The 25780-nt window shown below is 61.0% G+C and carries 19 protein-coding genes and 3 tRNA genes; 9 read left to right on the plus strand and 13 right to left on the minus strand.

The genetic code is table 11. The features are described from left to right. Positions 1-2: 2 nt before the first annotated feature. The 5 genes from ACTQZK_RS08130 to loaP are packed head-to-tail and all read right to left on the minus strand — an operon-like array spanning position 3 to position 4724. Positions 3-1016: a stealth family protein gene (locus tag ACTQZK_RS08130; protein WP_114566991.1), complete on the minus strand. Its 1014-nt coding sequence runs from the start codon at positions 1014-1016 to the stop codon at positions 3-5. After that, complete coding sequence (tagD, locus tag ACTQZK_RS08135; RefSeq protein ID WP_220149565.1) at positions 1013-2464, minus strand: glycerol-3-phosphate cytidylyltransferase; 1452 nt, start codon at positions 2462-2464, stop codon at positions 1013-1015. The genes ACTQZK_RS08130 and tagD overlap by 4 nt, the downstream gene beginning before the upstream one ends. Continuing rightward, positions 2454-3368, minus strand: coding sequence for a LicD family protein (locus ACTQZK_RS08140; protein ID WP_147269865.1), 915 nt, complete (start codon positions 3366-3368; stop codon positions 2454-2456). Before ACTQZK_RS08140 ends, tagD begins: the two co-directional genes overlap by 11 nt. Before the next feature lie 2 nt (positions 3369-3370). Further along, positions 3371-4165 (minus strand): sugar transferase, encoded by a 795-nt coding sequence (locus ACTQZK_RS08145; RefSeq protein ID WP_114567000.1) that lies wholly within the window; start codon positions 4163-4165, stop codon positions 3371-3373. A gap of 46 nt (positions 4166-4211) precedes the next feature. Beyond that, positions 4212-4724 carry an antiterminator LoaP gene (gene loaP / locus ACTQZK_RS08150; protein ID WP_114566993.1) on the minus strand — a complete coding sequence of 171 codons (513 nt, stop codon included), beginning with the start codon at positions 4722-4724 and terminating at the stop codon, positions 4212-4214. Between the two features lie 53 nt (positions 4725-4777). Here loaP and ACTQZK_RS08155 point away from each other — a divergent pair, with 53 nt between their 5' ends. Both ACTQZK_RS08155 and ACTQZK_RS08160 read left to right on the plus strand, forming a co-directional pair. Next, complete coding sequence (locus ACTQZK_RS08155; RefSeq protein WP_258552638.1) at positions 4778-5284, plus strand: helix-turn-helix domain-containing protein; 507 nt, start codon at positions 4778-4780, stop codon at positions 5282-5284. A gap of 904 nt (positions 5285-6188) precedes the next feature. Then, the gene (locus ACTQZK_RS08160; protein WP_441899261.1) at positions 6189-7604 is read left to right on the plus strand and encodes an ATP-binding protein; all 1416 of its coding nucleotides are present in this window, start codon (positions 6189-6191) and stop codon (positions 7602-7604) included. Positions 7605-8244: 640 nt separating this feature from the next. Here ACTQZK_RS08160 and ACTQZK_RS08165 read toward each other — a convergent pair. The 4 genes from ACTQZK_RS08165 to tig form a co-directional block, all read right to left on the minus strand. After that, a complete protein-coding gene (locus tag ACTQZK_RS08165) occupies positions 8245-10911 on the minus strand; it encodes a valine--tRNA ligase (RefSeq protein WP_441899263.1) in 2667 nt (888 codons plus the stop codon). Positions 10912-11004: 93 nt separating this feature from the next. Then, on the minus strand, positions 11005-12393 hold the full coding sequence (clpX, locus tag ACTQZK_RS08170; RefSeq protein ID WP_441899265.1) for an ATP-dependent Clp protease ATP-binding subunit ClpX: 1389 nt from the start codon (positions 12391-12393) through the stop codon (positions 11005-11007). Positions 12394-12410: 17 nt separating this feature from the next. Beyond that, complete coding sequence (locus ACTQZK_RS08175; RefSeq protein ID WP_114567971.1) at positions 12411-13037, minus strand: ATP-dependent Clp protease proteolytic subunit; 627 nt, start codon at positions 13035-13037, stop codon at positions 12411-12413. A gap of 170 nt (positions 13038-13207) precedes the next feature. Beyond that, positions 13208-14641 carry a trigger factor gene (tig, locus tag ACTQZK_RS08180; protein ID WP_225748960.1) on the minus strand — a complete coding sequence of 478 codons (1434 nt, stop codon included), beginning with the start codon at positions 14639-14641 and terminating at the stop codon, positions 13208-13210. Between the two features lie 412 nt (positions 14642-15053). On the opposite strand from tig, the gene ACTQZK_RS08185 reads away from it, so the two are divergent. The 3 genes from ACTQZK_RS08185 to sstT all read left to right on the plus strand — a co-directional run bounded on the left by ACTQZK_RS08185 (position 15054) and on the right by sstT (position 16946). Next, entirely contained in the window at positions 15054-15416 is a 363-nt protein-coding gene (locus tag ACTQZK_RS08185) for a hypothetical protein (RefSeq protein WP_114567973.1), read from the plus strand. 81 nt (positions 15417-15497) lie between these two features. Next, positions 15498-15582: transfer RNA gene (locus ACTQZK_RS08190), tRNA-Leu, on the plus strand. 104 nt (positions 15583-15686) lie between these two features. Beyond that, positions 15687-16946: a serine/threonine transporter SstT gene (gene sstT, locus ACTQZK_RS08195; protein WP_114567974.1), complete on the plus strand. Its 1260-nt coding sequence runs from the start codon at positions 15687-15689 to the stop codon at positions 16944-16946. 126 nt (positions 16947-17072) lie between these two features. Here sstT and ACTQZK_RS08200 read toward each other — a convergent pair whose 3' ends face one another. Beyond that, positions 17073-18620 carry an NYN domain-containing protein gene (locus ACTQZK_RS08200; protein WP_441899268.1) on the minus strand — a complete coding sequence of 516 codons (1548 nt, stop codon included), beginning with the start codon at positions 18618-18620 and terminating at the stop codon, positions 17073-17075. A 219-nt stretch (positions 18621-18839) separates the two neighbouring features. Between ACTQZK_RS08200 and ACTQZK_RS08205 the strand changes: the two genes are divergently transcribed. Beyond that, a tRNA-His gene (locus tag ACTQZK_RS08205) sits at positions 18840-18916 on the plus strand. Between the two features lie 88 nt (positions 18917-19004). Further along, a tRNA-Lys gene (locus tag ACTQZK_RS08210) sits at positions 19005-19080 on the plus strand. Between the two features lie 110 nt (positions 19081-19190). Here the strand turns inward: ACTQZK_RS08210 and ACTQZK_RS08215 are convergent. Both ACTQZK_RS08215 and ACTQZK_RS08220 read right to left on the minus strand, forming a co-directional pair. Beyond that, positions 19191-21296, minus strand: a complete 2106-nt coding sequence (locus tag ACTQZK_RS08215) for an FtsX-like permease family protein (protein WP_441899270.1) — start codon at positions 21294-21296, stop codon at positions 19191-19193. Next, positions 21286-22128, minus strand: coding sequence for an ABC transporter ATP-binding protein (locus tag ACTQZK_RS08220; RefSeq protein ID WP_441899272.1), 843 nt, complete (start codon positions 22126-22128; stop codon positions 21286-21288). Before ACTQZK_RS08220 ends, ACTQZK_RS08215 begins: the two co-directional genes overlap by 11 nt. Before the next feature lie 189 nt (positions 22129-22317). Here ACTQZK_RS08220 and ACTQZK_RS08225 point away from each other — a divergent pair, with 189 nt between their 5' ends. Then, entirely contained in the window at positions 22318-23067 is a 750-nt protein-coding gene (locus ACTQZK_RS08225) for a response regulator transcription factor (RefSeq protein ID WP_225748956.1), read from the plus strand. 2 nt (positions 23068-23069) lie between these two features. Then, on the plus strand, positions 23070-24524 hold the full coding sequence (locus ACTQZK_RS08230) for a sensor histidine kinase (protein ID WP_441899274.1): 1455 nt from the start codon (positions 23070-23072) through the stop codon (positions 24522-24524). A gap of 285 nt (positions 24525-24809) precedes the next feature. Here the strand turns inward: ACTQZK_RS08230 and ACTQZK_RS08235 are convergent, their stop codons facing one another. Beyond that, positions 24810-25667 (minus strand): DegV family protein, encoded by an 858-nt coding sequence (locus ACTQZK_RS08235; protein WP_441899276.1) that lies wholly within the window; start codon positions 25665-25667, stop codon positions 24810-24812. Positions 25668-25780 lie beyond the last annotated feature (113 nt).

The raw sequence follows: 25780 nt of genomic DNA on the forward strand, positions 1-25780 counted from the left end.
GCTTATCGCTCAAAAGAAGACTTATTCGGGAACAGCCCGTCGAAAGCAGCCACAAGCGCCTCCCGCTCCGAAAGAAAAGTCTCGGCTGTCGCGACGTCGTTTATGCATACGACGGAGTACTGACCGCCGAAAACCTGCGCAAGCATATCGGCGTCAATGGACTGCTTGAAATAGCGCCTGCCGCGCAGATCGCTCGGCGCAAACGAGCCCGAGACCAACTGCCAATCGCGGATAAGCCAGGGCGTCACGTTCTCGTACGCGCGGAATTTCGTCAAGCATGTCGCGTCGAGCTCGTCATATTCCTCGCTCCACAACGTCTCGAACGTGCTCTTGAGGAAGGTCTGAACCGTATGCTGCTCGATAAATCCGGTGAACCTCGGCCACGGCAGAAGGCAGAGCGTCCTCAGCATCTTTGCACCGTATTTCGGATTGAACCATTTGAAGAAGTGATCCCGCAGCACCTTGTTTTTCCGGAAATGGCGGTTGATTACAGCAACGTTGTTCACCTCCATCAGCAACTTGTTGTGCCGATCGCGAGAAGGGGCGTTCAAGGCGGCGAAGTCGCACGGGAGGCCTCGTTTGAACAGGTCGCTCTTCGCAAGAGGGCGCAGCGCGTACACATCGTCGTTAAAGTAAACGAAGTGCTCGGCAAGCTCCGGAATACGATGGAAATTGAGCTCTATCGTATGGGAGTTGAACGTGGGGAGATACCGACTCGGGATGAAATCCTCATGTCGTACGATACGCAGGTGCGGATTGCGTTCGTCCAGCCAGGACGGAACATGCCCGTACGTGACAAAATGCACGTAGCGCACCCAGGGCATGTTCTGTTCGATCCCCCTGAACCAGTAGCACAGCGTATTCCAATCGCGAAACCGGATGGCTCCTTTCGCCCAATCATCTGCAATCGACGAATCGCTCCGCTCGTAGCGAGCGCGCTCCGCCGCCCAACCCTCATCCGATCCGTCAACCCAGGTAACGACAACGTCAACGGGAAAATCTTCGACGGGACTCACTTCTCGCTCCCCTTTGACATGTCCGTTTTTATCTGCGTCGTGGATATCTCAGGCGTTCGAGGAAGATAGACTACGTCCACGCCTTCCTCTTTCAGGAAATCGAACCGTCCCGCCCAATCGTCCCCCATGGCGAACACATCGACGTCGTAGGCATGCATATCGCGGCGCTTCTGGTCCCAGCTCGACTCCGGCACCACCTCGTCGACGTAGCCGACCGCTTCGACCATGGTCCTGCGCTGCTCATAGCTGAAATAGCAGCGTTTCTTCTTCTCGTTCCAGTTGAATTCATCGGTCGATATCGCCACGATCAAACGATCGCCCAGCGCGCGAGCACGACGAAGCAAGTTGATATGACCGTAATGTAGAAGATCGAACGTTCCGTACGTCATCACCGTTCTCTGCTTGCGCCCGTACGCCTCGCAGGTAAGCTTGCGCGTCATGAGCGCTCCGACCACGTTCTGAGGACGCGCGCATCCGCTGACGACTGCTTGCACAGCATCGACGATCGGCATGTCCACACCGTAGCGAGCGGACAGCTGCACAGCGGCAGGAAGCGCGTTCAAGCCCTCGACGACCATGCCCACCTCGGCGACCGCTTGCTCGACAGACATGCCGCCAGCAATGAGAAAGCCGGCCCGGTAATTCCTACTATGCACGCTCGAAGCGGTAACCACCAGGTCCCCCACTCCGGCCAAGCCGCTAAAGGTCTCCGCGACGCACCCCGCTGCGACGCCGAGGCGGGTCATCTCGGCGATGCCGCGCGCAATGAGCGCAGCACGCGAGTTATCCCCGTACCCCAAACCCGCAGCCATACCGGATGCCAGTGCAACCACGTTCTTGAGCGCCCCGCAAAGCTCGACCCCTTTGACATCCGAACCGGCATAGACGCGAAAGACCTCGTTGGAAAATGCCTTTTGCACGCGAAGCGCAGCTGCGCGATGGGCGCTCGCCGCGACAATAGCCGACGGCATGTCGCGTGCAACCTCCTCGGCGTGCGTAGGGCCGGAGAAGGCGACAAGCGCATTGCACGGAGAGCCCGCCTTCGTCAACTCATCCTCGATCACTGCGGTCATAGAGAAGAGGGTATCCGCCTCTATTCCCTTCGTCGCGCAGACGATGATCTGAGTGGGGTCCGCCACGCGGGCAATCGTCTTCGCGATGCCCCGAACGAATTGAGACGCCGTCGCGCACACGATGACCGTCGCCTCTTTGCAGGCACGCTCGAGATCGTCCGTGAATCGCACGCTCTCGGGTATGCGCACACCGGAAAGCTGGGGCAGCGACCGTTCACGGTCCAACTGCACCGACTTCTTCTCGTTTTCGGACCACACCTCAACCTCGTGTCCTTGCAAAGCCATGAGCCGGGCAAGCGCGATACCCCAGGTTCCGCTTCCTACCACGCATACGCGCTCCACGCTTCTCGCTCCCTGCGCCATCTTAGCCGACAACACTCACTCCATCCTCTTCGTCACCGTTGCCACCGAACACCGGATGCTTGACCACTTGCACGTTATGGACAGCCCGATGCCCTTCCGAAGGGGGAGCCATGTAGTCACCGTACGTTGCAGAAAGCACCGAATCGTAGTCACGCGGCCCCATGAGCACCGCAGATTCGAATTCGTATTCGACAAGATCCTCAAGAGAAGCTCGAGGCCACGTTTGACGTTCTCCGGAGTACGTTCCCACACCGCAGAAGCACGCCTCGCCCTCAGCGCACCGGTAGTGCCTGAGAGCAGCGTCGTATTTCTTCAAGCGCTCACCAACATCCATCCAACTGCCAAAATGGGTGATCGAGCAGAATTCGATGATGGCCTGCTGCCACCACGACCGCCCAGGCCTTGATCGGTTGACCGTCTCCTCGAAAGAGGCGAAGGCGCACATCGCCTTATGCCACAGGATGCGGAGGTACTGAAGGCCGCGACCGAAACGCCCGTCGGGAATGCCGTCGAGGACGAAAATGTCCAGCCAGATGGCAAGATCGTTCCGCTCGCCATACGAATCGAGCCGCATGAGGGTGCGGTTGTCCACGATTCGCGTCACATAGCGTCGCGTATTTCCCAACGAAAAGTGCTGAATCTCGTAATAATCGGGCAATTCGTCAGGAGCGATTCGAAGGAAGCGATCGAGGTCATCGCGAAACATGAGCACATCGATATCGTCGTCCCACGGTATGAACCCTTTGTGCCGCACCGCCCCGATCAGCGATCCGAAAGCAAGGCTGTAGCGCAGATCGTGCTTGCGGCATATCGCGTCAAGGCAAACGGCCATCTCCAACACCGTTCCCTGCACGATGGCCAAAGCGCCGCCCTCACACGCCCGCTCGAACGCGGGAGAATTTCGTTCCCCAGACAAGGCTACCTTCCCGTCTTCTCGGTAATCGATTTGAAGGTGCCGATGAAAATGGCCGCATCCAACTTCAAACTCGCATGTCGCACGTAGTACAGCTCCGCTTCCTGACGACTGCCATCGTCCCAAACGGCATCATTTCGATCCGTTATCTGCCACCACCCCGTGATTCCCTGAGGACAGGACAACGCGAGCATCTTGTCTTCCCCGTACCACGCAATTTCTTCCATCGAGACAGGACGGGGTCCGATGATGCTCATATGGCCCAGCAGCACGTTGATGAATTGGGGGATCTCGTCAAGGCTGGTCTTGCGCAGGAACGCTCCCACCTTCGTGATGCGGGGATCGTTCTCGACCTTGCGCTCTTTGCGCCATTGCTCCAACTGATTGCCGTCGAGATATTTTTCGACATCGTCGCTATCGCCCACCATGGTGCGAAGCTTCAATATGTTGAGCGTCCGACCGTACTGCCCGACGCGCTTCTGCACGTACACCGGATTTGCATGGGCTGAGACCGCTGCCGCCGCCAGAACCATCAGGACAAGAGGCCAGAGCAGCACGAGAAAGGCCACGACCACCAGGCTCACCGCGACATCAACCAAGCGCTTGACGCATCGATACCCCACTGATCGCGCGTCCTTCTCACGACACGCCTGTTCGAATTCGGCGCTGCCCACTTCGAACTCATGCTTGTTGACGAACGCTACGCGCTGTTCCGTACCGGAAAGAACGGCTCCATCTGCAGCGAATCCTACTTCGTCCGGGTCAAGCGAGCATTCGTCCGAAAGCGTAGCGCCATCCATAATGCGACCCAAGCGGTCAGCACCCCCCCCCGTCGGACGATTTCGCTCATGCGGACTTCCTCACAATCTCAAGTCCCACGCTGGCGGGAACGGTACGACCGAACAGCGTCACGTCGATGTAGGCACGGCGCTTGTGGCGGTCGATCTTGCGAATGTCGCCTTCAAAGCCCATGAGCGGACCGCGCGTGACGGTAATCTTGTCTCCTGCGATATAGCCCTCGCTCATGCGCACCACATGAGCGCCGTCCATGAACGACAGGAACCAATCACGCTCTTTGTCTGTCAGCGGAAAGAACGAGTTCTCCTCATTGCCCAGCAACTTAATAGGCATGGGAACGCCCAGCAGGTCCTTATGCAGCTCATCCACATCGCCAGTCACGAAAAACAGGTACCCCGGGAACAGCAAGCGCTTCACCAGGCGCCACTCCCCGCGTATCTTCCACAGCACCTCGTACTCGGGCATGAAGCAATCCTCCATGGCGGATGGGCGCACCAGTTTTTTGCACATCTCAAGCGTCGACGACTCGCGTCCTGCTTGCACTTGCGCCACGTACCACATGCTGCTCCCCTTTCCCGCCACGCTCGCACCGAATTTCGCCAAAAGAAAAGAGGATGAATAGCTGCGCACTGTCGACTTTCGACGATCGACCGAAAAGGCCCGTGCAGCTATTCATCCTCTTTTCGATCAGCGAAACGCGCTTAGCGACGATTGCGCCATCAAAAGATATGTACGCATCCTTCCAGATGCTTTGGTTGTTGCTTATATACAACAACTATTTCGAAAGTAAATGGGCATCAATTGCCCATCGCTCTCCTTACGTTTCGTACAATGTTGTATATAGTCCGTTGTTATCTATACAACACCCACGATACGCTGCGATAATGCGAAATACTCTTCAAATAAAAGTCGGGTTACGGATCAAGGACCTTCGCGCTGCCTGCGATGTCAGCCAAGAGCGATTTGCCAATAAAATAGGCATGGATCGCACGTACCTGGCATCGATAGAAGTTGGTCAGCGCAATGTCACCTTGCAAAACCTTGCGAAGATCGCAAACGGCTTCGATATGACTCTATCTGAGTTCTTCGAAGGCATTCCCCAGATCGATCCAAACGGATAGCCAAGGTAGCCCTCAAATCAATGTTCGCTTATCACCGTTAAGATTATAGCGACTTGTTGTATAAATACAACAAGCAGGTAACGAAAAACGTTAAATGTTAGACGAGCGGCATATAGGCATATAACGACCCGCTCCAAAGCACCTACGCCGGACAACGAAAGATCGCGGTCTGACCCCCCCCCCGGAGGGCTCCGTCGGAGCGGCAGCGCAACCGCCGCGCTGGATCCCCGCTGGATGCATGCAAGCTCCACGTTGGATCCGTGCTAGATTCTCGCTAGATCCATGCAAGGCCCGCGCTAGATCCATGCAAGATCCGCGCCGGAACCGCGAAGAAACGCGCGAGCTCCGCGCTGGACGCACGTCATCTGCACGCTAGGCCGGGACGTTATCATAGAGGGACGGATCACCAGGCGGCGAGGCTCCACGCCCCTTTCCACCCATGCCCCCGACGAAGGGAAAAACGGGAGGAGGTGGACGCCATGACCGATTTGGCTTTGATTACGGCGGCCGTCGAGCTGATCTCCAGCGTTATCGCGCTCGTCGCGGTAATAATAGAGAAGCTCCCAGTCCGAAAGGATAGGGAGCCCTAAGAAAAAGCCAAACCGCCGAAGCGATTCGAGAGCCGTGGGGAGTTAGCAGCTCCCTGCGGCTCGCAACATATTATACGCGAAAAGCAAACGCCGGCTCAACCGTTAAGCGGGCGAATCCACGGCTCCCGCATCACCTTGGCGCCCCTCGATGCGATTCGACCAGATCGCCCTTGCTATCACGAGACACGCCACCGACGCATTACGATAGCGTGTCGATCCCATGGCGACCTCGCGTGGCCCACTCCCTTCGAAGCTATATGTTATAAAATAATGCACGGGTGCATAATTCATCAATGCATATTATTGGAGGCATCATGTTCGTCGGACGCGAAAACGAAATGAGCAAGCTTGGGGAGCTATACGCCAAAGGCGGATTCCAAATGGTGGTGCTCTACGGTCGCCGACGCGTAGGCAAAACAACCTTGACTACCGAATTCGCCAAAGGCAAGCGCACGCTTTATTTCACAGCCCTCGAGCAAAGCGACCGGAACAACCTCGCCGACTTCACGAGGAAGATCCAGGAATTCTTCCACCTGCCAGGCGTTTCCGGTACTTTCCCATCCTGGGCGGACGCTTTCGACTTCCTGGCGGAACGCGCCGCCGAAGAACCCTTCGTCTTCGTATTCGACGAGTTCCCTTACGCCGCGCAGAGAAACGGGGCACTGCCGTCGACGCTGCAAATCGCCATCGACCATAAACTTGCGAGCACCGGGATGTTCATGATCCTATGCGGCAGCAACCAAGGCTTCATGGAAAGCAAGGTGCTGGGGCGCAACAGCCCCCTTTACGGCAGGCGCACCGCCCAGATGCGCATCGAGCCCCTCGGATACCTGGATGCCGGGAAAATGCTGCCGGGCTTGGATGAGCAGGAGGCGTTCCGCTACTACGGATGTTTCGGCGGCGTGCCGTACTACCTATCCCAGATAGACGTCGCGCTTGGCTTTCGAGAGAACCTGACGAGGCTTTACTTCGACCCCTCGGGCTTTCTGTACGACGAGCCCATGGGCCTTCTAAGGCAGGAGTTGTCGGAGCCTGCGCTCTACAACTCCATACTGCGCGCCATCGCCGGCGGCGCGAACAAGCAGAACGAGATCGCCGACAGAACCGGCATCGCGCCTACCAGCTTGCCCCGTTATCTCAAAACGCTGACGAACCTGGGCATTATCGAGCGCGCCGTGCCCTTCGGCGAGAACCCGGACACCAGCAAGCGCGGCATCTACCGCATGAGGGATGCCTGCTACGACTTCTGGTTCCGTTTCGTCATGCCCTATGCGTCGGACATCGAAAGCGGTTTGGGCAAAGTCATCGCGGCAACCTTGCCCGATGCCCAGCTAAACGAATACCTGGGACGCCGATTCGAGCGCCTGTGCCTGGAATGGCTCGTGATGCAAGCCCAGGAGGGGAAGCTGCCCATCCCGGCGACGACGATTGGATCTTGGTGGGGAGCGAACCCTGCCACCAAGTCGCAAACCGACATCGACGTGTTGGCAGCGGATAGGATTGGCAAGACGCTGCTCATCGGAGAATGCAAGTACCGTGAGGAGTTCAACGCCTCCGACGTAGTGAACGATCTGCACGGCAAGCGGACGCTCGTGAAAGGATACGTCGCCGACAACCTCTACGTGTTCGCAAAGCACCCGGTTTCAAAGGCCGTCCTGAAGGCAAACCGGGACGCCGTCTTCATGTCGCTAGAGGAGATGTATGGAGAGAAGATCGCGAACCGCGCTTGAGCAAGACGGATCTGAGCCGCACGACAACGCTTCGCACGATCGCCCTGCCCATGAACAGGTAGGCGAAGCGCAACGCCGCATACGCCAGAAATCCAGGCAGAGTATCTAGGAAAACGACAGGCTTACAAAGCAGCACGTTAAAACAAGTTCCGCCACCGTCAATGGACTTGATCCAACGTGAAGTTTGCAATCGGGATGACAACGCCCTGGGCACGGAGCGAATCCGGCTGCGGTCGCTGGATGCGCGTTGGATCCGCGCTAGGCCGAGCCGATATCATGGAAGGACGGATCACCAGGCGTCGAGCTGATCTCCAGCGTTATCGCGCTCGTCGCGGTAATAATAGAGAAGCTCCCAGTCCGAAAGGATAGGGAGCCCTAAGAAAAAACCAAACCGCCGAAGCGATTCGAGAGCCGTGGGGAGTTAGCAGCTCCCTGCGGCTCGCCATGTAGTATACGTGAAAGCTAACCGTAAACTCAAGCATCGAACAGGCGAATCCACGATGCCCGCACCGCCGTCAATGCCATCAATGCACGGTTCGGGCAACATCGTCCAAAACACGCGAGGCCTCATCGCCAAAAAAGCCGCCCTGCACAAGCAGGGCGGCCCAATTGCACAATATCGAGCTTACACCGAGAACGCTTATCCCAGCTCGGCCAGCTGCGCCTCCACGCGAGCCAGCTTGTCGGTCATCTCGGCATGCTTGGCACGGTCCTTCTCCACGATCTCAGGAGCGGCCTTCGCCAAGAAGCCCGGATTCGACAGCTTCTTGTCCAGCTTGGCGGCATCGGCAGCCAGCTTGGCTCGCTCCTTCTCCAGACGCTCGCGCTCGGCGCCGAAGTCCACCAGACCCGACAACACGATGTACACCTCAAGGCCCGGCGCCAGCGTCACGCTCGACTCAGCCGGCTTGCTCGCATCGGCTGCGATTTCCAGCGAAGCGGTGGTGCCCATGCCCTCGATCAAACCGCGCTGAGCCTCCAGCAAAGCCACGTCGGCCTCCCCCGCCTTCACGACCACGGCAAGCTCGGTCTTCGGAGAAATGCCGTAGCGGGCGCGCGTGGAGCGAATGGCCGAAACCGTTTCCGTCACCATCTGGATGGCGCGCTCGGCGTCGGCGTCCATGTACTGCGCAAGCGCCTCCGCATCGGGCCAAGCTGCGCCGATAAGGTACGGAGCCTCGCTCCGATCGATTGGCAGCTGCTGGTAAATCTCCTCGGTCACGAACGGCATGATAGGATGCAGCAGACGCAGCGCCTGGTCAAGCACGAACACCAAGTTGCGCTGGCAGGCCGCGCGATCCTCGGGCGATCCGTTCAGGCGCGCCTTCGAGAACTCGATGTACCAGTCGCAGAACTCGTTCCAGAAAAACGAGTACAGCTCGCGCGTGATCTCGCCGAACTCGAAAGCGCCGTACGCCTTGTCGAGACGCGCCACCAAACCGGCCAAACGCGAGAATATCCAGCGGTCGACCGGCGTCACGGGATCGGGAGCACCGGGTACGTAATCGTCCAGGTTCATCTGCACGAAGCGGGCGGCGTTGCGGATCTTGTTCGCAAAGTTGCGGCTGCTTTCCAGCTTCGCCTCGTTGAACTTGAGGTCCTGAGCACCCGTCACCTGCATAAGCAGGCCGAAGCGCATGCCGTCAGCACCGTAATCCTCCATCAGGCGCAGCGGATCCACGCCGTTGCCGCGGCTCTTCGACATAGGCTTGCCGTCGGCGGCCATGACGGTCGGATGGATGATGACGTGCTCGAACGGAATCTCGTCGCAGCAGTACATCGAGGCCATCACCATGCGCGCCACCCACAAGCCCATGATGTCGCGCGCCGTGGACAGCACCTGCGTCGGGTACGCAGCCTTCATCTCCGGAGCGTCCATGCCCTCTTCGGTCCAGCCCATCGTGGCGAAGGGCCACAGCTGCGAGCTGAACCACGTGTCCAGCACGTCCTCGTCCTGACGCACAGGCGCGCCGCACACGGGGCATACGTCCACGTCCTCGACCGATGCGCCTTCCCAGCCGCACGCGTCGCAGTAGAACATGGGAATGCGGTGGCCCCACCACAGCTGACGCGAAATGCACCAGTCCTTGAGGTTGGCCAGCCAATCCAAGTACACTTGCTTCCAGCGTTCGGGATGGAACTGGATGGAACCGTCCTCCACCACGCGCGCCGCGTCTTTCTTGAGGCCGTCGACGGCCACGAACCACTGCTCGGACTCCCACGGCTCCAGCTTCGTGTGGCAGCGGTAGCAGGTCATGACGGAATGGTCGTGGTCCTCCACCTTCTCAAGCAGGCCCAGATCCTCGAACGCGGCCACGATAGCCTCGCGAGCCTCGTCGCGATCCATGCCGCTGAACTGGCCGTAGCCTTCAACCACGTGAGCCGTCTCGTCGAAGATGTTGATGCGCTCAAGACCGTTGCGCTCGCCCATGGCCCAGTCGTTCGGGTCGTGCGAAGGCGTAGTCTTCACGCAGCCCGTGCCGAACTCCATGTCCACGTGCCAGTCGGCGAAGATGGGAATCTCGCGACCCACGAGCGGCAGCGTCACCGTCTTGCCCACCAGATGGGCGAAGCGCTCGTCCTTCGGATTCACCGCAACGCCGGTGTCGCCCAGCATGGTCTCGGGGCGGGACGTGGCCACCACCAGGTACTCCAGATCGCCTTCAGGCTGCGTCAAAGGATAGCGCAGGTACCACAGATGACCCGCTTCGTCCACGTACTCGGCCTCGTCGTCGGCGATGGCCGTGGTGCAGTGCGGGCACCAGTTCACGATGCGCTTGCCCTTGTAGATCAAGTCGTCGTTGTACCAATCCACGAACAGCTTGCGCACGGCCTTCACGTAGCCCGGCTCCAGCGTGAAGTGCTCGTCGTCGTAATCGCACGAGCAGCCCATGCCCTTGACCTGGTTCACAATGGTGGTGCCGTACTCTTTGTACCAGTCGTAGCACGCTTCGATGAACGCCTCGCGCCCGATCTCCAAACGGCTGATGCCCTGGTCGGCAAGCTTCTTGTCCACCTTGGTCTGCGTGGAGATGCCCGCATGGTCGGTTCCCAGGATCCAACGCGTGGGCCGTCCCTGCATGCGCGCGCGGCGAATGCAGGTGTCCTGGATGGTATCGTTCAGCGCATGGCCCATGTGCAGCACGCCCGTGATGTTCGGCGGCGGAATCACGATGGTGTACGGCTGGCCCTTCTTGGCGCCGAAGCCTTCGCCGCGCTGAAAGTAGCCGGCATCTTTCCACGCCTCGAACAGCGGGCGCTCGTGCGCGGCGAAATCGTAGTCGATCTTCTTTCCGTTATCAGCCATGTCGGCTCCCTCATCCTCGCGTCTCTCAAACCGAAAGCGGGCGCGCCGCCCATTCGCGATCCGCCCGCTCGTACCTACCTATACCGTCCGGCGCTAAGCGCTCTGCAGCTGCTCCGCGTCCTCGACCGCCTCGATCTGGGGCTTCGTCTCCCCTGTAATGTCCGTGGCCTGGATGGTCACGCGGGAAAGCCCGTCCTGCTCGGGAAGATCGTACATCACGTCCTGCAGCACGCGCTCGCAGATCGAACGCAAGCCGCGCGCGCCCGTGCCGTGCTCGACGGCCTCGTGCGCAATAGCGCGCAGGGCCTCGGGCTCGAACGTCAGCTCCGACTCCTCGAAATCGAACATCTTCGTGTACTGCTTCACCAGAGCGTTCTTCGGCTCGGTCAGAATGCGCACGAGATCTTCCTCGGAAAGCTCCGAAAGCGACGTGACCACCGGAATGCGTCCCACGAACTCGGGGATCATGCCGTACTTGTTCAGGTCTTCGGGCAGCACCTGAGCCAAAAGCTCGGCTTCGGCCTTCTTCTTGCTCTCGGGCAGCTCGGCGTTGAAGCCCAGGCCCTTCTTGCCCACGCGCTCGGCGATGATGTCGGCCAGGCCGACGAACGCGCCGCCCAGGATGAACAGGATGTTCGTGGTGTCGATGTGGATGAGCTCCTGCTGAGGATGCTTGCGGCCGCCCTGCGGCGGAACGCTCGCCTCCGTGCCCTCCACGATCTTCAACAGCGCCTGCTGCACGCCCTCGCCCGACACGTCGCGCGTGATGGACAGGTTCTCGGCCTTGCGCGCCACCTTGTCGATCTCGTCGATGTAGATGATGCCGATCTCGGCGCGCGGAATGTCGAAGTCCGCCGAGGTGATGAGCTTGAGCAGGATGTTCTCAACATCCTCGCCCACGTAGCCGGCCTCGGTCAGCGTAGTGGCGTCCGCGATGGCGAACGGCACCCGCAGCGTGCGGGCCAGCGTCTGCGCCAACAGCGTCTTACCCGAGCCGGTGGGGCCCAGAAGCATGATGTTGCTCTTTGCAAGCTCGACATCGCCGTCTTCGGCGTCGGCGCCCAGGCTGATGCGCTTGTAGTGGTTGTACACCGCCACGGACAAGGCGCGCTTCGCCTGCTCCTGTCCCACCACATGCTCCGAAAGCTCGGCGTACAGCTGATGCGGGGTCGGCAGGTCGGCCAGCACGTCCTCGGGCGCGGGCTCAGCCGCGACGGGCTCGCCCGGCGCGCCTACGCGGGCATGGCGTCCCGACGCCGCTCGGGACGCCGGCTCCGATCCCTCGGCCTCGAAGCCGGGAACCGTCAAGCCCAAGTCGCGCATCATGGCGTCGGCGCACACGGAAATGCACTCATCGCAAATGTAAATGCCGTTCGGGCCCGAGATCATCGCAGCCACCTGGTGCGGGCGTTTGCCGCAGAAGGCGCATGCAATGTCTTCGGGACTCCGACCGTCGAATTCGTCGTCGCGTCTGTCGTTCATGTATCCTGTTCGCTTCTCTACTCGTTGGAGCCGGGAACCGCGGCGCGCGACGTGGTGATGCGGTCGACCAGACCGTATGCAACCGCCTCTTCCGCCGTCATGTAGTTGTCGCGCTCCGTGTCCTTCTGGATGGTTTCGAGCGTTTGGCCCGTGTTGTCCGCCAAGATCTTGTTCAGGCGGTTGCGGGTTTTCAGCATGAAGTCCGCAACGATGGCGATCTCGGTCTGCTGGCCCTGCGCGCCACCGGACGGCTGGTGGATGAGCACCATGGAGTTCGGCAGGCACAGACGCTTGCCCTTCGCGCCGTTGGACAGCAGCACGGCGCCCATGGAAGCGCACTCGCCCAGGCAGATGGTGGACACATCGCACTTGATGAAGTCCATCGTGTCCAGAATGGCCAGGCCAGCCGTCACGGAACCACCGGGAGAGTTGATGTACAAGGAGATGTCCTTGTCGGGATCGGCGCTCTCAAGATGCAGCAGCTGCGCAACCACGGAGTTCGCCACGTTGTCGTCGATGGCCTCTCCCAAAAAGATGATGCGCTCGTTGAGCAGGCGAGAGTAGATGTCGTAGCTGCGCTCGCCGCGCGGCGACTGCTCGATGACGTAGGGAATCAGCGCTGATTTAGGGGTGATGATGCTCATTGCGTATGCCTCGCTTATCTCTTACGGCCGCTCGGCGGCCCTGCTTGCAGATAGTGCTGTATGCACGTGCCGTATCGTGGTGCAAGGCTAGGGTACCGTATCGTCACCTCGGCCCGCCCGATGTGCACGCAAAAAGCGCGCAATACGGACGGGCCGAGGCACGTGCGATGTTATTCGGCGTCGTCAGCCTTGACCTCGACGGCCTCTTCCTTCTTTTCGGCGGCCTTCTTCGGCGCAGCCTTCTTCTTGGCGGCAGCCTTCTTGGCCGGCTTCTTGCCCTCGTCCTTCTTGGACAGGTCGAGCTCGGTCACCACGGCGGTGTCCATAAGGTCCTTGACGGCCTTCGTGCGCAGAACGCCCTGGCGCACCATGTGCAGCTGGCCGTTCGCGCGCCATTCGGCCTGCAGGGCCTCGGGGTTCTCCACGCCGCTCTTCACGAACTCGTCGGTAACTTCCTCGTCGGAAACGCTCATGCCGGCATGGCGAGCCCATGCGTCAAGCGCCAGATCCTGCTTGGCCATGTCGGAAGCCTGCTGCTTCACGTCGGCCTTGAACTGGTCGGGCGTAAGGCCCTGCTGCATAAGGTACACGTCGAAGGTCATGCCCTGCGCCTGCATCTGCTGGAAGAAGTCCTGGATCAGGCTTGCTTCGTTCTCTTCGACCATGCCTGCGGGAACCTCGCCCTCGAGGCGCTCGGAGATCGCGTTGAGGCATGCGTTCTCCTTCAGGCGCGGCATGAGGTCGGCCTTCTGCTGCGTCACGGTCTCGGCGATGCGGGTGCGCAGATCCTCCACGCCCTCGAAGCCCAGCGTCTCCTTGACCCACTCGTCGTTCACTTCCGGCATGATCTTCTTCTTGACGACCTTGACCTCGACCTCGAAGTTGATCTTCTCGGTCTTGCCCTGCAGCGCGGACAGCATGATGGGGGCGTCGGCCGGCATGTCGAGCGTGAACGTTGCGGTCTGACCCTTCTTCAGGCCCACCAGCTGCTCGTCGAACTCAGCCGGGAACAGGCCCGCGCCCAGACCGTAGGGACGGTTCTCCGTGGTGAGGGAGGGAATGTCCTCGCCCTTGTCGTCGGTGGCCTTCATGGCCAGGTCGATGTAGCTGTCTTCCTTCACCTTCGTGGCGGCGGCAGCATCCTCGTACGTGTAGTAGTGCTCGCACAGAGCCTCGACCTGATCGTCGATCTCCTGCTCGGTCACGCCTTCGGCAGGAAGCTCGATGGCAACCGGCTCGTAGCCGGACAGCTCGAACTCGGGCTTGACGGCGATCGTGAAGGAGAACGTGTAGTCCTTGCCGCTCTCCACCAGGTCCGTGTCCTCGAACTCAGGCTTGGCGATGGGGTACAGATCGCAATCGTCGATGGCGAGAGGATAGGAACCGTTGACCACGTCGTCGGTCACCGTCGCGCGGACGGCTTCCTTGCCCAGAGCGTTGTCGATAACCGGACGCGGGGCCTTGCCCTTGCGGAATCCGGGGAAATTGTACTTGTTGGCGAAGTCCTTGTAGGTCTTCTTGATGCGGGCGTCGACATCCTTAGCATCAACGGTAACGGTCACTTTCGTGCGGTTATCCTGCAATGCCTCAACTTTTGTTTCCACGTAACTATCCTCCATCATTCTTATGTCGCCTATGCGGCTTTCGGCGTGCTTGCCCTGGCGCCCTCGACCGGCCGTTCATCGATCGAAACCGCGTACCGAGCACACCGAGACGGAATTATCGCATATATGGAGCCGTTGAGGAAGAGCGCTTGAAACAGGTTCACGAAGAACCTACCTACCGTCCGTTCGCAACGCGTCCGCAAGATTCGCCTGCGAAGCTTGCGGGCAAGCGCATGAAGCGGCGCGGCGCACGGCGGCGCCGGCCGCAGTTTCGCGGGAAAAGCGCTTGCGGCCGTCCTCGACCGGCAGTCAAGACCGGCGAAGGTTACGGTTGCGTTTCACGCTATCATTGCCGAACGGGTCACGGTATCATGATCGGGAAACGAATCTTAAACGCAGCAGCGGAGGTCCCATGCCCACCATCGATCTCAACCTTTTGCAAGAACGCGAGCTCGAGCGCCTGATCGACTACGAACGCTCGACGTGCACCGTCAACGGCGACCTCGTGTACCGCTGCGCGTTCCCCTACCGCCCCGACGACGATCTGCAAGTGGAGCTTCTCGAGCGCGGCGCGCTGGCCCGCAAAACCGACGAGCGTCGCGGCGCCGTGGTGTGCATCACCTCCGACGGCTACTCCTACTTCCCCGCCAAGCACCAAGAAGAGGTGGAGAAGCAGCGCGCTCACAAACGGGAATCCCGGCTTATCGGCCTGTCCGCCCTTTTCGCCGCGCTGTGCGTGATCACTGGATTTCTCCTAGGACGATTCCTCGCGTAAAACATCCCCGCAGTCCCTGGTTCCATCGGTGCGCTTTTTTGCTATTATGTTCGGCGTGCGTTCTTGCACGCGCAACGTCGTGCGGGCGTGGCGGAATTGGCAGACGCGCCAGATTTAGGTTCTGGTGGGGAAACTCGTGAAGGTTCAAGTCCTTTCGCCCGCACCACTTGGGGGGAGGCTGCCCTGGGCACCCTCCCCCCAAGTGCATACATAGGACGCGAGCGACTGCGTTGCGCTGAGCCGTTCGCCGGGGAAAGGAATCCGTTCACGATGGAAACGATTAAGAAGATCGGGCGGGCGTGGAACTCCATAAGCCTGATCAAACGCATCTTGGTAGGCCTTGTCATCGGCGCCGCGCTCGGCGTGTTCGCGCCGGGCATCGAGGTGTTCGAGATCTTGGGCACGCTGTTCGTATCCGCCTTGAAAGCCGTTGCCCCCATCCTCGTGTTCTTCTTGGTAATCAGCGCACTCGCAAACGCGAAAGCGGCCGGATCCATGAAAACGGTCGTGGTGCTGTACGTGGTCGGCACGTTCATCGCCGCGCTCGTGGCCGTGATCGCAAGCTTCCTGTTCCCCGTCGAGCTGACGCTTTCGGCCCCTACGGTCGACCAGAGCTCGCCCACCGGCGTGGGCGAAGTGCTGGGAACCCTTGTCACGAACATCGTGTCCAACCCGGTTGACGCGCTCATCAACGCGAACTACATCGGCATCCTCACCTGGGCCGTGCTGCTGGGCATCGCGCTGCGTGCGGCAACCCAGGGCACCAAAGACGTGTTCACCAGCATATCCGACGCCGTGTCGCAGGTTGTGCGCTGGATCATCTCGCTTGCGCCCTTCGGCATCCTGGGCCTGGTGTACACCTCCGTGAGCGCGAACGGCCTGGAGATCTTCACCGAGTACGGCCAGCTGCTGCTTGTCCTGGTGGGCTGCATGCTGTTCATCGCCTTGGTCACGAACCCCCTCATGGCGTTCTGGGGCATCCGCCAGAACCCCTACCCGCTGGTGTTCCGCTGCCTGAAGGACAGCGGCCTCACGGCGTTCTTCACCCGCAGCTCGGCCGCGAACATCCCGGTCAACATGGAGCTGTGCCGCAAGCTCGGCCTGGACAAGGACAACTATTCGGTGTCCATTCCCCTGGGCGCCACCATCAACATGGCGGGCGCTGCCGTGACCATCTCGGTCATGGCCATGATGGCGGCTCACACCATGGGCATCTCCATCGACCTGCCCACCGCCGTTATCCTGAGCGTGCTGTCCGCCGTTTCCGCATGCGGCGCCTCGGGCGTTGCCGGCGGATCGCTGCTGCTCATCCCGCTGGCATGCTCGCTGTTCGGCATCAGCAACGACATTGCCATGCAGGTCGTGGGCATCGGCTTCATCATCGGCGTGGTGCAGGACTCCTGCGAGACCGCGCTCAACTCCTCCTCCGACGTGCTGTTCACCGCCACCGCCGAGTACCGTCAGTGGCGCAAGCAGGGCAAGGAGATCACCTTCGGCGCCGATGAGTTCAGCGAAAACGAAATGGCCTAGCGCCCGTTTCGACTGCACCGCGCAACCACGAAGGCCCCGCCTCCCCGTTCAATTGGGAGGCGGGGCCTTCTGCTTTCAGCCGGATTCAAGAAGGACGCCCGAGGAAGCCGCCCCGATCTCGCGCGCCTACTCGGCCAGACGCGCGAAGAAGTCCTTGCCGTTCTTCTCGATCTCGATGTCGTCCAGATCGGCGACGTAGGACCGGAACTGCGAATAGCCCAAGTCCCGCACCTTGAAATCGCGGTACTTGGCGCGAACGCGCTTGGACAGCTCGGACACCGCCACCCCCTCAACGCCGGCGTCGCGGACAAGCTGGCGAACGAACCGATCGGGATTGGACGCAGGGCGCGACGCGGAAGCGCTCGATGCAACCTGATCGGTATCCGCCGTCGCAGCGGGCTGCTGCGACGCGGCGTCCTCGTTTGCGACCTGCTGCGAAGGCCGCTTCTCGGTCGCGTCGTCGCCGGCCGGTCGCGAGCGTTTGGCGCCCCCGCGCCTTCCGCGGCGCACGGGCTTGCGCGCGCCCTGCTCGGGCCGGTCCGCAGAAGCATCCGAGGTTTCGGCGTCAGCCGCAGCAGCCGCTTCAGGCGCACTCTCGGCTGCGGGAGCGCTCTCCGGCGCAGGCACCGCCTCATCCGTGGAAACAGGAGCCTCGTCGCTCGAGGAAGGCTGGCCCGACGCCTCCTTAGGCTGGGCGCCTTCGGCACCCCGGCGACGGCGCAGGGAGCGTCGAGCGGGCTTGGCGGCAGGCTCGCTCGCGGTTTCGGCTTCCGGCTTGCCCGCGGCTTCGGAGGCCAAGGCGGTTTCGGATTCCTTCTCGCGATCGGCCGGGGCGGGCTTATGCGCGGGCTTGCCCGCCGATCGGGACGACTTGCGAGCCGGCTCGCTCGTCCCCTCCTTCTCCGCAGGCTTCGAAGCTTCCTTGGCCTCCGTCAGCTCGATGGCAACCGAGCTGCCGTCTTTGATGATCTGAACGCTGCCGAACTCGCCGAGGAGCTTCGTCAGCTGGTTGGTGCCGTAACTGCGCACGTCGAAGTCGGGGTAGCGCTTGAGCAGACGGCTTCCCACCTCGCCCACGCCGGTCGACTTCCCGTTGTTCTGGTTGTCGGTGATGATGTTGACCACGGCCTGCTCGATCTCCTCAATCGAGGGGCCCGTATTCTGCCCGCCTTGAGAATTGCCCTGGTCGCGATGGCCTTTGCCCTTGCCGCCCTTGCCGTTCGAATCCCCCAGCAAAAGCTCGAGCGTGGTGAAGATGTCGCACGCCTTGCGAAAAGCCGTGGGGGTTTTCTTCTCCCCCATGCCGATCACCGTCAGCCCGCTCTCGCGGATGCGGCTGGCCAGGCGCGTGAAGTCGCTGTCGCTCGACACGATGCAGAACCCCTCCACCGAGCGCGTGTACAGGATGTCCATCGCGTCGATGATCATGGCCGAGTCCGTGGCGTTCTTCCCTTGCGTGTACCCGAACTGCTGAATGGGCGTGATCGAGTTTTCCAGAAGCGCGTCCTTCCATTTCGAATGAAGGGTGAGCGTCCAATCGCCGTAGATGCGCTTGTAGGTGACGGTGCCGTATTTGGACAGTTCGTCGGTGATGGGCTTGATGTACTTCGCCGATACGTTGTCGGCATCGATGAGCAATGCGAATCGTTTTTCAGACGATGGCTTTATATCCATAAGTACTCCTTGATGGTAAGGAACGGGCTCGATGCCCCTTCCGCAACGCCGTGCAGCAACGGCTCATTCGCGTATGCATGCCGTCTTGGCGTTCGATGTTGCGCTCATAGTACTCTAAAACCGCACATCAGAAGTAAATTACGAATATCCAGATACAATTTGTCCATATTCCTCTTGCATTCATGGAAAGAAATCCGTATACTTCCTCCTTGCGCCTTGGTGGGTGTAGTTCAGTCGGCTAGAACGCCAGATTGTGGCTCTGGAGGTCGTGGGTTCGAGTCCCATCATCCACCCCAGCGCAAGTTTTTGAAAAAAGGTCTTGCACGGTCGATCGGAATGCTCTAAAATAGCAAACCGCTTCGCAAGAAAGGCAAGACGCAATAAGGACCGTTAGCTTAGTTGGTAGAGCAGGGGACTCTTAATCCCAAGGTCGTAGGTTCGAATCCTACACGGTCCACCATTTGAATGATAAGCCCCGATCAGGGGCTTTTTTCATGCCCTCTTCCCCGCCTTCGCAAGGGACGCAAACCAGCGCCGTGCGCAGAAAGAATTCCGCGCACGGCGCTTCCGCTATTCCCGGATCAAACGACGCGCGCCCAGATACGTCACAACGAAGTACGCGCCGTAGACGACCAAGAATGCACCGGCGCACGTAAGCGCCATCGCGCCGATGTCCAAATGCCCGAACACCGCCACCACGTCCGACACCACGACGAGCGCGCATGCCGAATGAGCCACCGCCAGCAGCAGCGGGAACAAGAAGTACACGAGCACCTGCACGAGCAGCGCCCCGTCGACCATCTTCGAAGAAGCTCCCAACTTGATGCACAAACCGTAGCGGCGCGCGTTGTCGGAGGCCTCGGAAAGCTGCTGGATGGCCAGAATGGCGGCGCACGCGACAACGAGCACGAATCCCAAGTAGATGGCAAGGAAGGCCACCACGGCGGACAGGCTGACGCTTTGGTCGACAACCTCGGACCGTGTGAGCGACAGCGACAAAGGCCACGTATCGGCGTTGTCCGTCTGCGGCACGGCGGCCAGCAAGGCTTTGAGACCCTGCTCGTCCTCGTCGGTTGCGCACTGCATGTTCAGCAGCGTTTGAACGATCACGGCCTGCGCCGGAACCTCATCGTCGTTCACGACGACGGTCCCCGTGTTCATGGGAAACGAAGTGGTCATGAGGGATTCCCCCGAAAACACCGCCGCACGAAGCAGTCGGTCGCCCACGGGAACGTCCGTTCCGCGCTCGACGACGCCCCGGTAGAACTCGGCCGTGATGCTGGAATCGCTCACGAGGGCGCACTCCCCCGGCCCCAGTTGCAGCGGCGCCTTTCCGGCCAGCGTTAGAGCCTCGTTTACCTGGGAAAGCTTGCTCACGTATACGGGAAACATCCCGTACTGGGCATTGATCGACGCGCCGGCTGTATCCTTGAGCGACAAGCCGCTCGCCCGCTCCACGTCGGCCACGGTGGTCGCATCGGACGGGTCCACGCATTGGTCGACCTGCGCCGTCCCCTGAACAAGAGCGTCCAAGTCCCCCGCGCCCAGCGCCTTCGCGCTGGCGCGCAGGCCCGCCGCCATATCGAAGCCCTTCGCTGCCGCGTACTGCGCGTACGGCTCGATCGCCGCATCGGCCACGTAGCCGGTATCGGCGCGATACGAACCGAAGACGCTCACGGCGCTGGCACTGTACGCCGTGCCCTTCGCCAGGCCGTCCTCCACGGCGTTGCGTATGCCCACGCCGCCGCACACGCTGGTGATAGCCAAGAACAGCACCAGGCACACGACGGAAAGCGAAGCGAACGTCGTGTTGACCTTGGCTCCCAGCTGGCGCAGCGCGAACATGTTGAGCCCCCGCAAGTACAGCGGGCGGATCATCTGCACGAGCTTCAGCAGGAATCCTGCCAACGCGTAGAAGAACAGCACGGTGCCCACGCACACCAGGACCGCGGCCGCCGCGAATTCAGGGGACGGCTCCAGCAGACCGTTTTCGATCAACAGCTTGTACGATATCCCGATAATGACGAGCGACACCGTGAACAGCGCAAGCGACAGCGGCAGGCTGCGCAGCTTCATCTCCTCGTGCACGCTTTCCGCCTTCATAAGGTCGACAAGCCGCGTACGCGACACCGAGCGCGCGTTCAGCAGCGCCGCAAGAACGAAAACAGCCCCGAACACCGCAATAGCCTGAATGAAGGCGTCGACGGAGAACACGAAGGAAAACCCTGCGGAGCCGGCCACATCGGCTTGGAACATAAGCGACGTGAGCTGTAGCAAAAGCTGTGAGATCGCCACGCCCAGGGCAAGGCCGGCCGCAAGGGACGCCGCGCCCGCGGCAAACGACTCCAAAAGCACGATCCCCACCACGTCCGACGTGCTCATGCCCAGCGCCAGGTACAAGCCGAATTCCCGTTTGCGACGCTTGATGAGAAACCGGTTCGCGTACACCACCAGAAACACCAGAACGAACGCGACCAGCACCGACGCCCCTGAAATAACCATGCCCAGAAGTTCGAACATCGCATCCCCGGATTCCGAGAACGCCAGCACCCCGCGCTGGGCCGACATCGAGTTGAACGCGTAAAACACGGCCACGCCCAGCAGCACGGTAAGGAAGTACACCCCGAAATCGCGAACCGACTTGCGCACGTTTCCCAGGGCAAGCTTAACCAACATGGGAAGCCTCCTCGTCTGCGGAATCGAAATGCTGCCCATCGCCGCCCATGGAGGCGACGACGTCCACGATGCTGCGGTAAAACGCGGCGCGCGTGGATCCCTTCCGATGCAGCTCGCCGAACAACGATCCGTCCTTGATGAGCACGATGCGCGAGCAGTAGCTTGCCGAAAGGGAGTCGTGTGTAACCATCAGAATGGTCGACCCTGATCGGTTCAAGCGCTCAAGCGACTCCAGAAGCTGCCGAGCCGACTTCGAATCGAGCGACCCCGTAGGCTCGTCGGCCAGAATCAAGCTGGGGTCGCCCACGGTGGCGCGCGCCGCCGCCACGCGCTGCTTCTGGCCGCCGGACAGCTGGTAGGGATACTTGGCAAGCACGTCGTCAACGCCGAGCACGGCAGCCGCCTGTCGCACGCGGGCCTCGATCTGCCGCGCAGGCGCCTTCTGGATCGTCAAAGCCAAAGCGATGTTCTCGAACGCGGTCAGCGTATCCAGCAAGTTGGAATCCTGGAAGATGAAACCCAGGTCGTTGCGGCGAAACCGAGCGAGCTCCCCGCCGTGCAGCGATCCCACGTCGCGCCCGTTCACCACGATGTGACCGCTGGTAGGGGCATCAATGGTGGCCACGCAGTTCAGCAGCGTGGACTTGCCCGAGCCGCTCGGCCCCATGATGCCCACGAACTCGCCGCGTGACACGGCGAAGCTAACGCGGTCGAGCGCCTGCGTGACATTGGCGTCCGAACGTTCTCCTTTCTGACCGCCGTAACGTTTGCTCGCGTTGCGGACCTCGACCACGAGAGGCGTCGGTTGAAATGCAGCGTGTTCTGCTGGCATGGCTTTCCACTCCTTCGATTTTCAATGCGTTCATGAGCGAAAACCACGATACCCGCCCCGCCTTACGCCCTCCCTTCCCGCTCCTTGCAGGTTCCTTGCATTGCCTTGCGACTGCCTTACAAGAGCGAAGGAAACCGTCCCGTCTCGAAGGGTTTATGGGATACTGGGCAAGAAGAGGAAGGAGCCGCCGTGAGCTTTGCCCACGAATTCGGAATCGCAGGAGACGCCCTGCACGACAAGCGGATCCTGCTTGTCGACGACGAGCAGGAATTGGCCAGCATGGTTGCCGCCATCTTGCACAGGGCGGGATTCCGCGCCGTGGAAACGGCTCATTGCGCAAGCGAGGCGCTGCGCATCATCGACGCGCGCGCAACGTCGCCCGACACCGCCTGCCAGCTGTTCGTCCTCGACATCATGATGCCGGGCATGAACGGGTTTGACCTGCTTGCGCGCATTCGGGAGCGCCCCGCCCACGCATCCACGCCCGCGCTGTTCCTTTCGGCCAAAGACGAGCCCTTCGACCGCGTGAACGGCCTGTCGCTGGGGGCCGACGACTACGTCACGAAGCCGTTTCTTCCCCAGGAGCTGGTCCTGCGCATCGCAGCCCTGCTGCGTCGATGCTATGCCGCGGAAAGCCCGGTGCTCGAGCTTGCGGCAAGTCGCGTGAACCTCACGACGGCCGAAGTCGAGCGAGCCGACGGAACGACCGTCCAGCTCACCGCCAAAGAGCACGAGATCCTGAGCGTGCTTGCGCGCAACGCCGGCCGCATCATCACCATCGACGCGCTCTGCGAAGCATGCTGGGGAACGTCCTTCGGCTACGACAACTCGCTCATGGCCCACATTCGCCGACTGCGCGAGAAGATCGAAGCGGACCCGTCCGCGCCCGCTTCGCTGGTGACGGTGCGCGGCCTTGGGTACAAGCTGGTGAAACGCTGAGCATGGCTGCCTCGAAACACGAACGCCGACGCCCGCGCCCCGAGGGGTTCGCGCGATTCTTCACGAAGCAGCTGCTTCTCTTCGTAGCCTGCGCGCTGCTTGTAATCGTGGTCGACCTGGCACTGTACATCGTCATCGCCTTTCAAGAATCGAACGCCAACTTCAACACCGGATCGCCGGCATCGCTCGTGCGCACGGTGGACGAGCAGCTTGCGCGCACGGACGATGGCACGTTCTCGCTTGAAGAAGAGGCGTCGCTGCAGTTGGCGAGCAAAGGCGCTTGGGGCCTGCTCGTCGACGAAAGCGGTACGACGATCTGGTCCCAGAACCTGCCCGCGGACGTTCCCCGCTCGTACTCCCTGAACGACATCGCGATAGCATCGCACTACGCGGCCATCGCCGACTACCCCGCGTTCTTCTGGGATCGAATCGACGGCCTGTTGATCGTAGGCCTGCCGAAGGGCGAGTTCTGGACGATGTCGCTCACCTATCCCGCTTCGACGATGCGCAACCTTCCGCTGTACATCCTGACCATATTCGCAGTGGACGTCGGCATCCTGTTCTTGCTGTACGCCCTGTCCCGCCGGCGAACCCAAAACGCCGTCGGCCCCATAGCAGACGCGCTCGACAAGCTGTCAGAAGGGAAATCGGCCCAGGTGGACCTCAAGGGCGACCTGCAGGGAATCGGACGGCAGATCACCGAGACGTCGGCGCTCATCGAGCAAAAAGACGCCGCGCGGGCGAACTGGATACGCGGCGTGTCGCACGACATCCGCACGCCGCTTTCGATGATCCTGGGATATGCCGACGGCATCGCGCAGGACGAGGAAGCGCCGGACGATGCGCGCGCGAGGGCACGCATCATACGCGCGCAGGGTCTGAGGATCAAGGACCTGGTCACCGACCTCAACACCGCATCGCTTTTGGACTACGCCGCCCAACCGCTCAACCTGGAGCGCGTACGCCTTTCGAAGCTTCTGCGCACCGTCATCGCCGCGCACATGAACGCCCAGATCGACGACGCGCACCCGGTAGACCTGCACGTCGATGAGCGCGCGGCCGACGCGACGGTTCTCGGCGACGAGCGCTTGCTGACGCGCGTGGTGGAAAACGCCCTGGCCAACGCACGGCTGCACAACGAAGCGGGCTGCCGCATACGCGTATCGCTCGCGCTTTTGAACAGGGAGGCGAACTGCGCCGTCATCCGCATTGCCGACGACGGCGCGGGCGTGACGCGCGACGAGCTGGCGGCCCTCGAAGCGCGCCTGGCACGCTCGCGCACGGCGCGAAGCGCGGCGGGATCGTACGGAGAAGAGCACGGCTTGGGGCTTGCACTGGCAGATCGTATCGTCCGAGCGCACGGCGGCTCGCTTTCCCTGGAAAGCGAGCCTGCACACGGGTTCACCGTGAAACTCATGCTTCCGATTACCGAACCCAAAGCAGGTTCCGCAACGTAAGCGCTGCAGAACAGGAAGCCGCTGTCAAAACGGACGAGTTTTGCGGCGGTTTTCACCCTTCCAAGAGGGCTCGTTCCGCACGTGATTTTTATTTTCCCAGGTCAGACGAACGGCACTTCGAATTATCCTGGTTCGAGGACCAGCAAAACTCGATCGTTTTGACACGACGGGCGAAACGCGTGCGCAAAACGGGCGCGATGGGGAGAGACGCCGGGCAGACGGGACGCGCGGCGCGAGACGCTAGGCTGGACGCAACGCGCGGCACGGAACACAGCAACCCCGCCCCTAGCACTCCCCCTGCACGCCTATGCCGATCAGGCCAGGACCGGTATGCACCACGAGAACCGGGCTGATCTGCCCCTCGTACCACAACTGCACGCCGCTCATCCGCGATGCAAGCTCGGCCTTCACCTCGACCGCCTCGTCCGCCGCATCCCCGTTCACCACGGCAACCGTGCTGCGAGGGAACTTCGCAGCGAACTCCTCGACGCACTGCATGGCCTTCTTGAGCGACTGCCGACGCCCCTTGGCCTTCGTAACGGTATAGTATACGCCCGCTTCGTTGCAGCTGATCACGGGACGCATGTCGAGCAAGCTGCCCACGCGGTAGGTCACCTCGCCGATGCGGCCGCCCTTGCGCAGGTACTCAAGCGTGTCGACGCAGAAGTACACCCTCGTATTCTTCGCTATCTGGTCGCCTTCGCGCTTGATGTCCTCGAACGACGCGCCCTCGGCCAGCCTTCGCGCAATTGCAAGAGCAACCAGGCCCGCGCCCATCCCGATGTTCTTCGTGTCGACCAAGCAGCAATCAAGCTCCGGCATTCCCGTCGAGAGCGAGCGCATCAACTCGTACGTAGCGGAAAGCCCGCTCGAAATGGTCACGATAACCGCGCGATCGTACCCGTCGGCCACCACGCGCTCGAGCACGTTTCGCGCAACGGCGGGAGTAGGCGTAGACGTTGTGGGGATTCCCCGAGAGAAGCGATCGTACACCTCTTGAGGAGTGATGGTCACCTTGTCCAAAAACGATTCGTGTTCGTAGTTCACCTGCAAAGGGACCACGTACATGCCGTACCGGTCGATATCCTCGGGAGGAACGTCGGTGCAGGAATCCACCACGAGCGCTATACGGCTTGCATTCATACTGTCCTTCTTTCAAAGTTTCAATAGCTTTATGATATGGTTTTCATTACTAGATTATAAGGAGCATAGCACCGTGTCAAGCAACAACGAAGATTGACTGACCCCGTACGGAT

Source organism: Paraeggerthella sp. LCP19S3_G8 (genome assembly GCF_052119225.1).
In the GTDB taxonomy this organism is placed as follows: domain Bacteria; phylum Actinomycetota; class Coriobacteriia; order Coriobacteriales; family Eggerthellaceae; genus Paraeggerthella; species Paraeggerthella hominis.

What these genes read in the sequence shown, in the direction of transcription:
- ACTQZK_RS08145 (WP_114567000.1), bottom strand. Translation starts at nt 4,165, where the DNA reads ATGGATGGCGCTACGCTTTCGGACGAATGCTCGCTTGACCCGGACGAA.
- loaP (WP_114566993.1), bottom strand. Translation starts at nt 4,724, where the DNA reads ATGTGGTACGTGGCGCAAGTGCAAGCAGGACGCGAGTCGTCGACGCTT.
- ACTQZK_RS08155 (WP_258552638.1), top strand. Translation starts at nt 4,778, where the DNA reads ATGAATAGCTGCGCACTGTCGACTTTCGACGATCGACCGAAAAGGCCC.
- ACTQZK_RS08160 (WP_441899261.1), top strand. Translation starts at nt 6,189, where the DNA reads ATGTTCGTCGGACGCGAAAACGAAATGAGCAAGCTTGGGGAGCTATAC.
- ACTQZK_RS08165 (WP_441899263.1), bottom strand. Translation starts at nt 10,911, where the DNA reads ATGGCTGATAACGGAAAGAAGATCGACTACGATTTCGCCGCGCACGAG.
- clpX (WP_441899265.1), bottom strand. Translation starts at nt 12,393, where the DNA reads ATGAACGACAGACGCGACGACGAATTCGACGGTCGGAGTCCCGAAGAC.
- ACTQZK_RS08175 (WP_114567971.1), bottom strand. Translation starts at nt 13,037, where the DNA reads ATGAGCATCATCACCCCTAAATCAGCGCTGATTCCCTACGTCATCGAG.
- ACTQZK_RS08185 (WP_114567973.1), top strand. Translation starts at nt 15,054, where the DNA reads ATGCCCACCATCGATCTCAACCTTTTGCAAGAACGCGAGCTCGAGCGC.
- sstT (WP_114567974.1), top strand. Translation starts at nt 15,687, where the DNA reads ATGGAAACGATTAAGAAGATCGGGCGGGCGTGGAACTCCATAAGCCTG.
- ACTQZK_RS08200 (WP_441899268.1), bottom strand. Translation starts at nt 18,620, where the DNA reads ATGGATATAAAGCCATCGTCTGAAAAACGATTCGCATTGCTCATCGAT.
- ACTQZK_RS08215 (WP_441899270.1), bottom strand. Translation starts at nt 21,296, where the DNA reads ATGTTGGTTAAGCTTGCCCTGGGAAACGTGCGCAAGTCGGTTCGCGAT.
- ACTQZK_RS08220 (WP_441899272.1), bottom strand. Translation starts at nt 22,128, where the DNA reads ATGCCAGCAGAACACGCTGCATTTCAACCGACGCCTCTCGTGGTCGAG.
- ACTQZK_RS08230 (WP_441899274.1), top strand. Translation starts at nt 23,070, where the DNA reads ATGGCTGCCTCGAAACACGAACGCCGACGCCCGCGCCCCGAGGGGTTC.
- ACTQZK_RS08235 (WP_441899276.1), bottom strand. Translation starts at nt 25,667, where the DNA reads ATGAATGCAAGCCGTATAGCGCTCGTGGTGGATTCCTGCACCGACGTT.